We start from the raw sequence: 16477 nt of genomic DNA on the forward strand, positions 1-16477 counted from the left end.
ATTTATAGGTGTAAAGTTACGGCTTAATAGCGATATGACCAAAAGAATAATACAAAAAAGGTTGTCGTTTAAATAAAAAACAATTACCTTTGCAACAATTCTACCACACCCTTTTCTTAATATGGGCAAGAGAATAAAAAAAATAAAAAAAATACGCATACACCGTGAGGGAACCAACACCATATTCCTTGGTTTGATTTTTATAATCATTGTCGCCACGTGCTTTTGGTTTGGGTTTGACTCCAAATGGCCGTTTTGGTCGTTTGTCACAATCTTTGGCATAGCTTACGCTATCATCCTCAATTTTTACCAATGCCCCATCAGATACCTCAAAGTTGACAACACCAACAAAATCGTGGTGGCGCCTGCCGACGGCAAGATTGTGGTCATCGAAGAGGTGGAAGAGCGTGAGTATTTTCACGACAAGCGTATCATGGTGAGTATCTTCATGAGTTTGTTCAACGTGCATGCCAACTGGTTTCCGGTAGACGGGAGGGTCAAGTTCGTGCGGCATCAAGACGGCAACTACCACAAAGCGTGGCTGCCCAAGGCGAGCGAGGAGAACGAACGGGCCGACACCATGATCGAAACGGAGGACGGAACGGAGGTGCTCTGCCGCCAAATAGCCGGCGCCATGGCCCGTCGCATCGTCACTTACGCCAAGGAGGGCGAGGATTGTTACATCGACGAGCACTTGGGCTTCATCAAGCTCGGCTCGCGTGTGGACGTATTCTTACCGTTGGGCACGGAGATACTTGTCAAAATGGGGCAAAAAACCGTGGGCGACCAAACCATCATAGCGCGCTTGAAATAACCTCGCTGGGGGTTATCGACCACATTGGCAACCCTCGCGACAATCCCGCCAAGACACAGGCGGGAGCATTGAGAGATGGGCACGGTCGGCGCCGCGCTACTCGTTTCCTAACACAGCCAACACACATCCCATGAGCATCAAGAAGCATATCCCCAACACCATTACCTGTTGCAACCTCCTCTCTGGTTGCATAGCCATCACCTGTGCCTTGTACTTAGAGCCCAAGCTCGCTTTCGCGTGGATAGTGATGGGAGCCGTTTTTGATTTTTTTGATGGCATGTCGGCGCGCCTCTTGGGCGTGTCGTCGCCCATAGGCAAGGAGCTTGACTCTCTCGCCGACATTGTCACGTTTGGTCTCGCACCATCGACCATCGTGTTCTCGCAGCTCTCGGCGATGGACTATCCCGGCTTTGTCACACCCGCCATGCAAGACTACTTGCCGTTCGTGGCCTTTGTCATGGCTGCCTTCTCGGCCCTGCGGTTGGCCAAGTTCAACCTTGACGAGCGACAAAGCCTTGGTTTTATTGGCCTGCCAACGCCTGCCAACGCCCTGTTCTGGAGCTCGCTCGTCGTGGGAGCGCACACCTACCTTGAGTCGTCCGCCATCATGTCTGTGGCGGTTGTCTTGATGATTTTCGTGAGTTGCTGGCTACTCGTGGCCGAGATACCCATGTTCGCGCTCAAATTCAAGCACTGGGGATGGAAAGGCAATGAGGTCAAGTACATCTTCGTAGTGTCTTGCGTGCCCCTCATTCTCATTTTCAAAATGTCGGCATTCGCCATCATCGTAGCGTGGTATGTCGCGCTGTCAATAGGCATGAGCATGCGAGACAAGGCGCGCGGCGCACGGCGCGACACATTGTAAAGTACGCCACAATGATCCTGCAACTACTCTTATTCATACTCTTATTTCTCGTCATCCTTGTCTTGATGGCCGTAATGGTACTGCGTGGCCTATACTATCGGTCTGGGTTGAAAAAGGTACTCGACGCGCTCCGTGGGCAAGCCACCGGGGCATCTCCGTCTGATCGCGCTCGCAATGATGGCGGCCGCCATCATCGTCGCACAGCCAAGACCCCATCCGGCGATGTCATCATAGACCATCGGGACCCTGAAAAAGCCCAGCAAAAGATTTTCGGCAAGGACGAAGGCGAATATGTCGATTACGAGGAAACGAAGTAATCGACTTACCACGCCAACATGCTTGCCCACCCCCTCTTTCTCGTTCGTTGCGCCGTCACGGCTCCCATTCCAAGTAGGCTAACAGTTCTGCCCTGACCGCCAACGAGCCACTCGTGCGCTATCCATTCCCATTCTTCATAGCCATAGGGCGCGCACAGGTGGCGTTCCCCGTTTTTTCGTCTGCCAAGGCGGCTCCATACCGCCTATGCCACATACTTGAGCCGCATGCTGTTGAGCGCCACGCTCACGCTCGACAAGGCCATCAATCCAGCTGCCCACATAGGCGTGAGCTGAAAATGAACACCGAAGAGATAGAGCGCGCCAGCCGCGAGCGGTATGCTCACCACGTTGTAGACAAAAGCCCAAAAAAGGTTTTGCCATATCATCCCGACGGTCTTGGCGCTCAATCTCACCGCGGAGGGAATGGCACGAAGGTCATCCGTCATGATCGTCACTTGCGCCACGTCTATCGCCACGTCCGTGCCCTTACCCATAGCGATGCCCACGTCGGCCAGGGCCAAGGCTCGCGTGTCGTTAACGCCGTCGCCCACCATCGCAACACGATGGCCCTCATGGCGCAAGCGTCGCACCAAACGCTCTTTATCATCGGGCATGCACCTGCCCTGCCAGTGCGCTATCCCGGCCTTGCTGGCCCAATGTCGCACGGCTTCCTCCTTATCGCCGCTCATCATGTAAACGTCTATCCCCTGCGCGCCCAACGTCTCGACGGCCTCGCGCGCATGAGGTTTGAGCGTCTCCCTGTCATCCAATGCCAGCGTGTCGACACGTGTGAAGTCCACGTTCGGGTTGGCGATGGTCAGCGTGCCCGTCTTGTCTATCACCACGGCGTCTATCTTACGCATAGCCTCCAAGGCAGCCGCGTCCTTGATGAGGATATGTCGCTCGGCAGCCTTGCCCATGCCCACCATCAGCGCGGTGGGCGTGGCCAGCCCCATAGCACAGGGGCACGCCACCACAAGCACGGCCACGGCGCTCATGATGGCTTGCGGAATGGCCACCGCACCACCAATCGCCCACCATGCCACCAAGGTCAAAAGGGCCATCGCCGTCACCGTTGGCACGAACACCATCGCAGCCTTGTCCACCACGCGTTGCACAGGGGCCTTAGAGGCTTGCGCCGCTCTCACCACGCGCACGATGCCCGCCAGCGCGGTGCCCTCGCCCACTTTCACGGCGCGCAAGCGCAGCCTGCCCTGCGCCGGAATGGTACCCGCCAGCACCGACGCGCCAGCCTTCTTCTCCGCCGGCGTGGGCTCTCCCGTCACCATACTCTCGTCCACGTAGGCCGCATCTGGTGTCATAAAAGAGGTGGCCCATGTCACCTCGCCGTCCACAGGCACCTTCTCACCCGCGCGTACCTCCACAATATCGCCCTCGCCAAGGGTGGACACGGGCACTTCGCATGTGTCTTCGGCCATGGGCTCCGAACTGTGGCAAAGGCGGGCCGTCCGAGGCGCCATGCCCATCAGATGCCTCACGCTGCTTGCCATGCTATCCTTGGCTCGCTCCTCGATGACGCGCCCCGTCAGCACAAAGGTGATTATCATCACGCACGCATCGTAATAGGTATGCCAATCCATGCCCATGGCACCCCAAACGCGGTCGCCCCAAAACGTATTGAACACGCTGAAGGCGAAGCTCACGCCCGTTGACAGCGCCACCAACGTGTCCATGCCCACCGCGCCATGAGCCAAAGAGCGCGCCGCCGACACGTAAAACGTCCTGCCGCAATAGCCCATAACCACCAAGCAGAGCAGCAAACTCACCTGATTGGCCGTGTCTCGGGTGCCCACGTAGAGCCATCCCATCGACACACTCATCACCAAGACAGAAGCCACCCAAGCCACCACGGCCTTGCGCCTGAGCAGCGCGAAAGCGCGCCGCTCTATCTCCTCAACCGATCGGTCTTGCTCTATCACAAGGTCATAGCCTATGGAGGCTATCTCGGCTTTCATGGTCTCAAGCGATATTTGGGCAGGGTCATATTCCACCGCGGCACTTCGCCCGGGCAGGCTCACGGTGGCATGGCTCACGCCTTTGAGCGAGTTCAGCTTGCGCTCCACGTTGGCCGAGCAGGCCGAGCAGGCCATGCCAATGACGGGTATAATCTGTTTCATAGTCATATCAAGTTCTTGACACCACCGTTACATGCGTGATGCCATTCATAAAAAAAAATCTTTATACAAAAATCGGTTTCAAATGGTCATGGCGTAGCCGCCCAAAGCATCGACCGCACTTTTCAGGGCCGACGGCGACACGGTCGTCTCGTCATACGTCACAGCCACACTTCCAGCCGCCAAATCCACATGGGCGTCCTCCACGCCCACAACGGCCTTGACGACATTCTCCACGGCTCGCGCGCAGTGGGCGCATTTCATACCACTCACGGCAAATGTTCTCGTTGTCATTTTGCGTTTCCTTTCTTTCTTGCCGCGACACGGCGCGGTCACGATTAAAAATTTAAAAACGAAACCAAAACTTCGTCTCGCTTGACAAAGATACTATTTTTTTGCGTCACCCTTGGCATAATTTGACAGGGTTTAACAGTTATTCTCACCCTATCGACCCACTCCACACAAATATTGGCGGCACGGCAGAAACCTTCCAGCCATCTGCATGAGGCATCGCGCGTCGTGTCACCATGATAAAACAGGCCACAGCGCGCCATTTTGTCAAACGCATGTGGCAAAACCATTTAGCGTGCTTTGATGCTAATCAATTATTAACTTTTTTAACCCTCGTGTAACATTAAAAAACGCCAAACGGCTTTGAAGTAAGAAAATAAAATGTTATTTTTGCAAATAGATAGTTATTCACAAACATTCATTTTTAAATTATTATAAAATGGCAGTTAGTTATAAAGATTTAGGTCTCGTCAACACGAGAGACATGTTTAAGCGTGCCGTAAGTGGCGGTTACGCCATCCCGGCATTCAACTTTAACAACCTCGAGCAGCTTCAGGCTATCATCACAGCCTCCTCAGAGCTGAAATCGCCGGTAATCCTCCAAGTGTCCAAGGGGGCACGCAACTATGCCAACGCTACCTTGCTGCGCTACATGGCTGAGGGTGCCGTGGAATATGCCAAGGAATTGGGCTGCGCCCATCCAGAGATAGTGCTCCACTTGGACCACGGAGACACCTTCGAGCTGTGCAAAGACTGCGTGGACATGGGTTTCTCATCGGTAATGATAGACGGATCCTCGCTTCCTTACGAGGAGAACATCGCTTTGGCCAAGAAAGTGGTGGACTACGCGCACAAATATGATGTGACCGTTGAGGCAGAGCTGGGCGTGTTGGCAGGCGTTGAGGACGACGTGGTGGCCGAAGAGTCTCACTACACCAAGCCTGAAGAGGTGATAGACTTCTCGCAGCGCACTGGTTGCGACTCGCTCGCCATTTCCATTGGCACCAGCCACGGCGCCTACAAGTTCACGCCAGAGCAGTGCACCCGCGACCCGAAGACAGGCCGTCTGGTTCCCCCACCATTGGCGTTCGACGTGCTGGCCGAGATCGAGAAGAAGCTCCCCGGATTCCCCATCGTGCTCCACGGCTCATCTTCCGTACCACAAGAGTATGTTGACATCATCAACAAGTTTGGTGGCAACCTGCCCAACGCCGTCGGCATCCCCGAGGACCAGCTCCGCAGGGCTTCCAAGAGCGCCGTGTGCAAGATCAACATCGACTCTGACTCTCGTTTGGCCTACACCGCCGGCGTTCGCAAAACATTGGCGGAGCACCCAGAGTACTTCGATCCTCGCCAATACGGCAAGGTGGCACGCAGCTACATGATCGACCTCTACAAGAGCAAGATTACCGACGTGCTCGGCAGCGACAACAAATTGGCCCAATTAGACTAACGGGCTGGCCGCCCACGCGGCGTCATCGGCACGCGAAGACTCGCCGTCAAGCGTGCCATGACAAGAAAATCTTTTCATAAGATTAAACAAGACAGAGTCTGAAAATCACTTCCCTTATATTTTTGCCTTGAAAATAAAGGCAAAATTCATCGAAGCTATTTTTTTGAAACTTCTTATAAATATTTTATTATAAAGGCGGGTTCGACATCAACAGCGAGCCCGCCTTTTTGATTATGTACAAATAAGACACGCGTCGCGACACCGCGCGTCACGACTACACCACGCAACCCCACCCAAATCCAGCGGCCTGTTACCAACAGCGACCATGTACCATCGCAAATACATGCCATGCGCCACATAGCTCAATCAGCATAGAGACAAAAACAAATCTGTAAAAAATAAATCACAAAAAAAGAGATGTCAAAACTCATCGTTTTAGAAAATCTATTTTGCGTTTTCAGGCAAAAACACGCGCACAGGAACGCATTTTCTATAAGCGCAAGAGATGAATGATACTTATTCAAACCACATTTCGTAACTAAACGCCCACCGTTTAGGCCGTACACGTCTCGTCATTAAACCTTAATCGCGTCTCCAATAAGGCCTAATGGCAGCTGCCCAACCCACCCATTGAGCCACGAGAAATTCACAAATCGCATATCTTCCTTATTGATAACGATTTATATACATCAGCCAAAAAGCGCATATTTGCAAACAAAGAGTCGCTCGCTCACAAATACGCTTGTTTTCAGCACGCTTTTGTCACACTATTTCAACACTCTTTTTTTCCGTCGCATCATAAAAAACAAAAACAGATCTAACCCCACAAAAGATTTTAATATTTTGTATCTTTCAGGCAATCAATGAAATGACAACAAATAAAGAAGAAAGGGGTTACGATTTGGAAACGAGCGAGTTTCTTTCCCCTTCTTTATTTTGCAATGCCTCAAAGAACACTTTAATTGAAAGGATAAAGAAAGTAATTTATTCCCAACAATCCAAGAATTCCAAGGAATGTCTCGGCACATGAAGTGAGAAAAATCAGAAAAAAGATGAAATCTGCAATATTTTGGCATATCGAAATGTTAAAAATCGTCCCGTGTGAAATTTTTAGAAGTAAATATTTACAAAACCAAGAAAATTTATTTATATTCGCCACATATAAGTAATTATTAATCGTATATAATGTCGGGTATGTTTAATGACGAAAATAACACTTTTATGACCAAGTTGCTCCTATGCAACAACGCTCTTTCTTGTACACCTTCCGCAATGTATGAGAGATGGTTTTGTGCGTCATATTTATTAGTGGTCAAATTAATTTCAATCTCGTTAAAAGATTCTCAATGCCTAAATAAAGAGTGCGTAAACGACGCGCCTTTGATATTTAAGGAATTGACTATAACAAAATCTCAAGCGGAGAAAAGATTAGGTTATAATCTATCTGTTTGTCATGGGCGGGAATGGGCATGCCATTTCTGTAGCGACCCCATGTGGCTCAACAGATAGCGACAGTGATTGTGACGGTACAGCCGCGCGCAACTGCCAATGCCCCATTTTACGTCCCAAACCCAAACCGGAAGAACCAATTAAGCCTGTAGATCCACGAAAGTCCCTAAGCCTTCTATCATTAGAGTTTATCTGTGTCTTTAAGGCATAAGTTTGGTACTTTAATTAAAAGTACATGGCATCTTTAGTATGCCAAATACAATTAAATATTAACCTCAGAGATGGAATAGCAATGGTATATATGAAATACTTATTTTCAGCAATAATTATCTTTATTTATAGTTTTGGTTCCTCAGCTCAGAGTCAGGATACGTTGCGGTCGAAAAGCTTGCCAAAAGTAATCGTTGATGGTGCCAATCAGATAGAGACTCCAAGAAAAACCATTTTGCGTCCGACAGCATTGGAAAGGAAGCACGCTACCAATGGATTTGAACTGCTGGACGTGATGAACTCTCCCGAATTAGAAATAGACGCCCACACATATAACATTACCACAAAAAATGGCGGAAGTGTCGTGATATGCGTTAATGGAATGGAAGTGTCGAATGAAGAAGTGGCTATGCTCAGGGCAAAGAACGTGCAATCCATTGAGTATATTCGTACACCGGGAGGGAAATATGCTGGGAAGGCAGGTGTTCTAAATTTTATTACAATACAATACAAATATGGGGGAAATGTATATTTCTCAGCAGAGGAAGGATTTGCTTACAAACAAGGTAATTATCTTGGCTATATAGACTACACTCACAAAGGCTTGACCCTTTCGCTTACAACCTCGTTTGACTGGAACCATGACCATAGCTATAGCGAGGGTGTGGACAAATATGTTTTCTCTGATGGTAATATGCTTGAAAGAAGCAATACCCCAATATCGTCATCCCGCAAGAACAACCATCAAGGAGGAAAGCTCAAGCTTACATCTATCGGCAGCAACCATCGACTCAATATATATGCTTCTTTTGTCCGCCAAGCGATACCGCAATCTGTTTCAATTAGCGATGTTGCATATAGCGGTGTGTTCATGGGCTCTACGCTGAAGAGTGTTACTACCCAGAGCAGAAATATCTCTCCCTCTGTTTATGCAAACTATACACTGTGGCTTCCAAAAGAGCAGACGATTGATATTACAGGTTCTTTCTCTTATGGACATAATAGATATTCGAGTTTATATGACGAGACTGAACATCCTGTTGTTACTACAAAAAGTCATGAAAACAACCATGCCATAACGGGAAGAGTTCAATATTTCAAAACATTAAGAAACAACTATACTCTGACAGCAGTCGCCTCTCACAACCATAACTATTACAAGGACACCTACAATGGTAACTTGGATGGCAACCAAACGCTTATAACAGATGCCACTACGGGAATGTTTCAAGTTGGCAAAAATTCAGAAAAATATTACTTCTACCTATCTGCCGGAATTTCCAATACTGCAGTATGTCTGAATACGAAGCGTTATGACTATTGCCATCCTATTGCCTTTTATGGAGGAAATTATATAATAAATGGTCATCACGCACTATCGTTGAATGGGCTCTACACTCACACTCTCTTTGATCCCTCAAACAAAAACACAATGGCAATAAGGAAATCTTTCTTTGAAGTGGTAAAAGGAAATCCTGACCTTGGCACGATGCGTGTGCTTGATAACACCTTATCTTATAACGGACAATTCGGGAAAACGAAAATATCTGTATCTTATAACAACTTCATATACTTCGATAATATTTGTCATGTGTATAGCGCAGATGAGCAGACTGTATCCGACATGAAAGTTAATGAGGGCACCCTTTATGGAAATATGCTTACGGCATCCTACTCATATAATGTTTTTAACGATAAGTTGCGCCTGAACCTTACGGCTATAGAGGAATACAACACTCTTAAAGGCAAGCACTATGATATTTCAAAGAACACCCTGAGAGCTCATTTGTCTGCCACTTACCTTATTGGCAATCTACTACTTAAAGCTACTTATAAGACACCATACACTACTCTGTTTGTGAGTGAACCTTGTTTTACACATAGAAAGCCCGTGTACGAACTCTCTGTAAGTTGGAAGCACAAGGCTCTTTCTGTTGAAGGGATGATACGAAATCCTTTCAAACGTTATAATGTATCACATACATCAATGAATTATGGCTGCTACAAACAAGAAAACTGGAGTTACAGCGAAAGTAATGGAAGATGTATAAATCTAAAATTAACATACAATATTGGTTATGGCAAGAAAACAGAGAAAGGTGAAATAAATATAGACAAGTCTATAAACAATGCACTTCTGAAAGCATATTAAAAATACCGAAATAAATTATATTCGCACATACAGGATTTTGGCAATAGCTTTTGGTTTCATTAGACAATTTGACATAGAAAGGCACTGATGAAGAATAATACAATATGGAGCGGCATGACTCTTGCTTATGGAATCCGCCAGGAAATAAAAGCGTGACTAAACGCGATTCGCATATTCCACCATTTAGCACGCGGCGGCTTTTTTGCTATCAGACCATAAAAAGCATGCCTTTCACATGCTGATTATAAATCGTAAGCAGCCACGCGAAAACCTTTAACATATTTATTATATTACAACAGCCAATGTTAACAAAATGTTCCAAAGAAGCAATCACGAAAAAAATCAGGAAAAACAACTTGTTGGCATTTTGTTACATTTGCCGAGACAAAAAGACACATGCCGCGGCTTTTTAGTTCCAAAAAACTATCCTGCACGCCGTATCTCTATCCAAAAGAAATCTTGACAAAATCTTTCAAACAAAACATGGCCTCAAAAACAAATCTTAATTAAAATTAATATTCACACTTATTAACATGACAAAATTATAAGCATATAGGAATAATCAGTACCTTTCGACACTTAAAACAAGACAACAAGAAAAAAACATGGCTACCACTCTGATTAGCACACAATTGCTCATCGCGCTCGCATTCATATTGATCGGCGCACGAGTGGGTGGCGTCGGCATGGTGCGCCCAAAGGCATGCACGAGACCGCCAGCGCTGACGAGATGGCAGAGCCGAAAAAACACCGCAAGAAGTTCGACGGCAAGAGCCCGTTGGCCAATCGCGGTGCCAATGGCGGCGAATTGGGCCTCGCGCACAGAACAAAAGCTTTCCAAGCCCCATGCCCTGACGAGGATACGGCGTTGAGCGCCAACAAGCCTCGCTCTCACCTCTTTTTAACATCACAACATCTCAAACTTAAATCAAGCTATTATGGAAAAAAACGCAAAATTCCGTGTAGAGTCTGACCTCTTGGGCGAATTGCAAGTACCCGCCGAGGCCTATTACGGCGTGCAGACACAACGCGCCATCAACAATTATAAAATATCTAACTCCAAGATGTGCGACTATCCAGAGTTCGTCATCTCGATAGCCTACGTCAAGAAAGCCGCCGCCGCTGCCAACGCGGAGCTTGGCGCATTGGATAAAAATATAGCGGAAGGTATTTGCAAGGCCGCCGACGAAGTGATAGGCGGCAAACTTTGGGAAAATTTCCCAGTGGATATGATGCAAGGAGGAGCCGGTACATCGGTGAACATGAACGCCAATGAGGTGATAGCCAACAGGGCATTGGAACTCATGGGCTACGAGAAGGGCGACTATCCACACTGCTATCCCAACGACCATGTGAACTGCGGACAATCGACCAACGACGCATACCCCACAGCATTGCGCTACGCCGTGTATCGCATGAACAAAGACTTGCTGAAGAGCTTGAAACAACTCGCGGACGCTTTCCGTGCTAAAGGCGAGGAGTTCAAGGAAGACGTGAAGATGGGGCGCACCCAACTGCAAGACGCCGTGCCCATGACATCCGGCCAAGAGTTTACGGCATTCGCCAACACGTTGCAAGATGAGATAGCCCATATCGAGTACAACGCCAAGCTGTTGCTCACCATCAACATGGGCGCCACTGCCATCGGCACAGGACTGAACGCCGTTCCGGGCTACGCCGACTTGGTGACAAAGCTTCTTTGCCAATACACTGGCGACGAATTTAAGAAGGCCGACGACATGATTGCCGCCACACCAGACACAAGCGATTATGTGGGCTATTCTGGCGCACTGAAACGTCTGGCCGCCAAGCTATCCAAGATTTGCAACGACCTTCGCCTCATGGCATCAGGCCCACGATGCGGTCTGAACGAGATTAACTTGCCCCCCATGGCACCCGGATCGTCTATCATGCCCGGCAAGGTGAACCCCGTAATCCCCGAGGTGACAAACCAAGTGTGTTTCAAGGTTATAGGCAACGACACCACCGTGACACTGGCTGCCGAGGCCGGACAACTGCAACTCAACGTTATGGAGCCGGTTATCGTGGAATGTTTGTTCGAGAGCGTGTCGTGGCTCACAAACGCCATGAACACCCTGAGGGAAAAATGCGTGCAGGGCATCACGGTGAACGCCAAACACAATATGGACACCGTGAAACACTCTATCGGCATCGTGACCGCCCTAAATCCATACATTGGTTACAAGAACAGCACCAAGGTGGCCAAAGAAGCCTTGGAGACAGGCAAGAGTCTGCACGAGATAGTCTTGGAGAAAAAACTGCTCACCGAGGAGCAGGTGGACGAAATTCTCGACCCCAAAGCTATGCTCACGGCACATAACAAGATTTGACGCCTACACGAAAGGGCATGACCCACACGCCGAATGAGACGGCACTAAAACACCTATCAACCGCGAAGCCAACACAATGGCCTCGCGGTTTTTTTACCAAGACATCAAAAGAAAAAGGAAAAGCATTCCCAAAATCCGAGAAAAACATCTTTTTTGTCAAGAAACCACAATATCAGGGGCCGTTAGTGAGTTGTAATAATACAAGCCAGGCCACGCAGGTGGCTGACGGCCGACCATTCAAGACATGATTTTGACAAGATGCAAGACCAACATTCAAAAATAACCACCAAGCAATATTTGCTGCCATTCGTGCTCGTTACCTCGCTCTTCTTTTTGTGGGGTTTTGCCCGAGCCATTTTAGACGTGCTCAACAAGCATTTCCAAAACGCCCTGGACATCACCATCACGCAATCGTCGTTGATACAGGTGACCACCTATTTGGGCTATTTCATCATGGCCATCCCGGCCGGATGGTTCATCAATAGGCAAGGCTACCGCATGGGGGTGGTGTTCGGGCTGACACTATTCGGCATCGGGTCGTTGCTCTTCATACCCGGCGCCGAGGCCGGAACGTTCTACGCTTACTTGGGTGCGCTGTTCATCATCGGCTGCGGATTGGTATTCTTGGAGACAGCCGCCAATCCTTACGTCACAGAGCTTGGACACCCCGACAGCGCCACCAGCAGGCTAAACCTCTCACAATCGTTTAACGGCTTGGGATCGCTATCGGCAACATTCATCGTGGGGCAGTTTCTTTTTAACGGAACGGAGAGCGGCGGCAATATTGTCATTCCATACACCGCACTGGGCATAGTGGTGCTGATCATAGCGGTGGTATTTTCACGGGTGGACCTGCCCGAGATACAACACCGAATTACCGCCGAGGACCGCAGCCAGGGCACTCGCATCATGAAGCTCTTTCATCACCATCCCATGTTTGTCTTTGGACTGCTCGCGCTACTGGCTTACGAGATAGCGGAGATATCCATCAACAGCTATTTCATCAATTATGTCACGGCCAAAGGCTGGATGACAGACAACACCGCCTCCATCATCCTCACCGTAGCACTCGGGCTGTTCATGGTGGGACGCTTTGCGGGTAGCTGGGCCATGCGGCGCGTCAAACCAGAACGCATGTTGCTATATTGCGCCACTGGCAGCGTGACATGCGTAGGCGTGGTCATGCTCAACCTTGGTGTCGTGTCGATGGTGGCCCTCATTCTCAACTACGTTTGTGAGGCCATCATGTTTCCCACCATCTTCTCGCTGTCGCTTCGGGGGTTGGGCAATCTCACTAAGAGCGCGTCGTCGCTACTCATGATGACACCCATCGGTGGCTGCGGATTTCTGCTCATGGGCCTCATTGCCGACTCCACGCACATGATGAGCATGCCGTTCATTATACCGTTCATAGGCTTTTTCGTGGTGTTGTTGTTCGCGTCGGAGCTTACACGCAAACAAAAGCCCACTATCCTGATAATTTGAGCCTGAACCATGTCAAGATTTTCCTCATCTGCCCTTATCGCAAAACTCACGCTGGCAATATTGGCATCCATGCTGTGCGCCACCGTCTCGGCACGCCACATCTTGGGATGGGTGATAGGAGCCGACACCCGTCAGCCTCTGAAAGGCGTGCGCGTGGAACTGCTCTCGGCCGCGGACAGCACAGTGGTGGGCTCGGCCATCACCACTGAGAACAATTATTGGTACGGCAACACGCCCATGTACCAAATAGATGTGACAAACCATACCTCTTATATATTGCGCTTCTCGATGGTGGGCTACACCACCTTGTACCGCCCGGTCAAGGTGGAGATGGCCGATCGCGTGAACGAGCAAGTGATAGACGCGGTAAAAATGGAGCCCGCGGCCACTATGCTCGACGAGGTGACGGTAACCGCCACCAAGATAAAAATGGTGATGCACGGCGACACCTTGGTTTACAACGCGTCAGCGTTCAAGCTGAGCCAAGGCTCCATGCTCGACGCACTCATCAGGCAACTGCCCGGCGCCACGCTGCAAGACGGACTCATCAAGGTGAACGGGCGCACCGTCAGCTCGCTCCTTATAGACGGCCGCGACTTCTTCAAGGGTGACGCCAAAAAAGCTTTGGAAAACCTGCCGGCCTACACCGTGGATAAAATAAAGGCTTATGACAAGCTCGGACAGGATAGCCGACTGATGGGGCGCGACATGAACGATCGCACTTTCGTGCTCGACGTGAGCTTGAAAAAGCAATATCACCAAGGATTGATAGGCAACGCAGACATGGCCGGCGGCACCGACCGACGCTACAATGGCAAGCTCTTCGCCATGCGATACACCAAACGGTCGCGACTCACCGTGACGGCGGCAGCCAACAATATGAACGACCGCGGCACACCCGGCGAGGATGTCGACATGGAGACAGCACCCGACACAGGAGGCGGACTAACCGACACCAAAAGCGGAACGCTGACCTATCGCTACGAGGGGGCCGACGAAGATAACTATATAGAGTGTACGACCGCACTCTCACGCTCAGACAACGAGACGACACAGCGCATCACGTCGCAAAACTTCCTGACCGGCGGAGACCACTATGGCTTGGCACAATCGACCAATCGCAACAAAAACACCGCATGGAACACGGGGCTATATTTCAGCCTGACACCGGGACAGCACATGCTCTCGGGAAACTCCTCCATAAACATCAGCAAAGGCAATGGATGGAGCAACAGCCGATCCGCGCGCCTCAATGCCAAACCAAGCGCAATCGCCACCCTTGACAGTTTGTTCATGCCCAAGTCTGGCCAGCGCCTATTGGCCATGACCATCAACCGCGTGCGAAACGACCGGCTTTTCCAAACCAACACCCTGTCGTATGACGCCGACCTTACAGACCGCATAGCTTTTGGCAAAGACAAAGAAAACAGCTGGAACAACATGTTGACCATGAGGGCAAGCGCGAACTATGAACGGACCAATAATGACAGCCACGCCCTGAACCACATAGACTACATGGCCGCACAAGGCACGAACGACCATCGAAGACAATACGAAGAAACACCTATTCACAACTACTCGATAAACGCCAACATAGACTACACCCGCCTGATAAACATGGACACAACCAACACGGCATCCATCTATATCAGGCCAAGTTACCAATTCAGACAGACATACAGTGACACCGACCACAGCCTCTACCGATTAGACCAATTAGCCCATTACACCGACTCGGCCTACGCATTGGGCGTATTGCCCTCCACGCGCGAGGCCCTGGCCAGCGCGCTCGACAGAATGAACAGCTATCGTAACCGAACGAGAAACGTTGAGCATACGGCCAGCATGACCTTCAACTACAACCACGGCGACGGAACGCGCCGACCGCAATATGTCGTGGAGCTTACGCTACCCATACGCGAGCGATACGAGAAGATAGAATATTACCGCAACAAAAGCTACTCCAAGGAACGACACTCGCTGCTCTTTGAGCCCACGCTGAACTTCACTTACCATTTCAACGACTCCACTGGCCTACGATTAGCCTCGGTCACCTATTCCACCAACCAGCAACAACCGTCGCTGACCTCCATGCTCGACATACGCGACGACGCCAACCCCTTGATAGTGACCCTCGGCAACGAGCACCTGAAAAAATCGAGAACGCACGGCCTTTTCATGATGGCGTCCATCTTCAATATGGCCTCGCAACGCAACTACAGCGTCAGCATGAACGCCAGCATCATCCAGAACGCCATCGCAACGGCTAACGTGTATGACAAAGCGACAGGCATCACCACCACCCGACCGGTAAACATCAACGGCAACTGGAACGCTGGAGCCGCCGTGCAGACCACCACACCAATAGACAGACGCAAACGCATCACACTGGAAGAAGCCTTCTCTGCCAACTATAGCAACAGCGTGGATCTCACCACCGTTAAGGGGACGAATATCGGGCGCAGCGAGGTGCACAACTGGACCCTGGCCAACAACCTCAACGTGAGCTACCAACTGTCAGACAATTTGAGGGCAGAACTGAAAACAGCAATCACACACCAGCGAGCCACGAGCGACCGCAACGACTTCCAAGCGGTGAGCGCGTGGGACTGCAACGTAGGCCTGAGCGGCAGCATAAAACTGCCTTGGGGAATGGAGTGCGCCACAAGCATCGTGGACTATATACGCCGAGGCTACAACGATCCACAGATGAACACCAACCAAACCGTGTGGAACCTGCGCCTCACCAAGCAGTTCATGGATGACAAGCTGGCCCTGTCGATAGATGGGTTTGACATCTTGGGCAACTTGAGCAACAACATGTTCACGCTCGACGCGCAAGGGCGCACAGAAACTTGGACCAACTCGCTGAACCGCTTTTTCATGATTCGGGCCGCCTACAAATTCACCTTTGGCATGGAAAAACCCTCCAGCACAATCTTCTGACAATAACAT

11 protein-coding genes are annotated in these 16477 nt (G+C 49.9%); 9 read left to right on the forward strand and 2 right to left on the reverse strand.

Annotation, left to right across the window (positions count from 1 at the left end; genetic code table 11):
* The first annotated feature begins 121 nt into the window (after window positions 1–121).
* The 3 genes from C7379_RS03075 (at window position 122) to C7379_RS03085 (ending at window position 1996) form a co-directional block, all read left to right on the forward strand.
* Entirely contained in the window at window positions 122–814 is a 693-nt protein-coding gene (locus C7379_RS03075) for a phosphatidylserine decarboxylase family protein (RefSeq protein WP_116615966.1), read from the forward strand.
* A 130-nt stretch (window positions 815–944) separates the two neighbouring features.
* Complete coding sequence (gene pssA, locus C7379_RS03080; protein WP_116615967.1) at window positions 945–1679, forward strand: CDP-diacylglycerol--serine O-phosphatidyltransferase; 735 nt, start codon at window positions 945–947, stop codon at window positions 1677–1679.
* Window positions 1680–1690: 11 nt separating this feature from the next.
* Window positions 1691–1996: a DUF4834 family protein gene (locus C7379_RS03085; RefSeq protein ID WP_036891387.1), complete on the forward strand. Its 306-nt coding sequence runs from the start codon at window positions 1691–1693 to the stop codon at window positions 1994–1996.
* A 203-nt stretch (window positions 1997–2199) separates the two neighbouring features.
* Here the strand turns inward: C7379_RS03085 and C7379_RS03090 are convergent, their stop codons facing one another.
* On the reverse strand, window positions 2200–4134 hold the full coding sequence (locus tag C7379_RS03090) for a heavy metal translocating P-type ATPase (RefSeq protein WP_116616040.1): 1935 nt from the start codon (window positions 4132–4134) through the stop codon (window positions 2200–2202).
* Window positions 4135–4212: 78 nt separating this feature from the next.
* Window positions 4213–4425: a heavy-metal-associated domain-containing protein gene (locus C7379_RS03095; RefSeq protein ID WP_116616041.1), complete on the reverse strand. Its 213-nt coding sequence runs from the start codon at window positions 4423–4425 to the stop codon at window positions 4213–4215.
* 436 nt (window positions 4426–4861) lie between these two features.
* Between C7379_RS03095 and C7379_RS03105 the strand changes: the two genes are divergently transcribed.
* The 6 genes from C7379_RS03105 to C7379_RS03145 all read left to right on the forward strand — a co-directional run bounded on the left by C7379_RS03105 (window position 4862) and on the right by C7379_RS03145 (window position 16468).
* Complete coding sequence (locus C7379_RS03105; protein ID WP_116615969.1) at window positions 4862–5875, forward strand: class II fructose-bisphosphate aldolase; 1014 nt, start codon at window positions 4862–4864, stop codon at window positions 5873–5875.
* 1684 nt (window positions 5876–7559) lie between these two features.
* Entirely contained in the window at window positions 7560–9686 is a 2127-nt protein-coding gene (locus C7379_RS03120) for a TonB-dependent receptor (protein WP_243406695.1), read from the forward strand.
* A 703-nt stretch (window positions 9687–10389) separates the two neighbouring features.
* Window positions 10390–10659 carry a hypothetical protein gene (locus tag C7379_RS12660; RefSeq protein ID WP_165815009.1) on the forward strand — a complete coding sequence of 90 codons (270 nt, stop codon included), beginning with the start codon at window positions 10390–10392 and terminating at the stop codon, window positions 10657–10659.
* Entirely contained in the window at window positions 10625–12037 is a 1413-nt protein-coding gene (gene aspA / locus C7379_RS03130) for an aspartate ammonia-lyase (RefSeq protein ID WP_116615973.1), read from the forward strand. The genes C7379_RS12660 and aspA overlap by 35 nt, the downstream gene beginning before the upstream one ends.
* A gap of 258 nt (window positions 12038–12295) precedes the next feature.
* Window positions 12296–13522: a sugar MFS transporter gene (locus C7379_RS03140; protein ID WP_116615974.1), complete on the forward strand. Its 1227-nt coding sequence runs from the start codon at window positions 12296–12298 to the stop codon at window positions 13520–13522.
* A 9-nt stretch (window positions 13523–13531) separates the two neighbouring features.
* Window positions 13532–16468 carry an outer membrane beta-barrel protein gene (locus tag C7379_RS03145; protein WP_243406696.1) on the forward strand — a complete coding sequence of 979 codons (2937 nt, stop codon included), beginning with the start codon at window positions 13532–13534 and terminating at the stop codon, window positions 16466–16468.
* Window positions 16469–16477: the final 9 nt, after the last annotated feature.

This window comes from Hallella colorans (genome assembly GCF_003096815.1).
GTDB lineage: Bacteria > Bacteroidota > Bacteroidia > Bacteroidales > Bacteroidaceae > Prevotella > Prevotella colorans.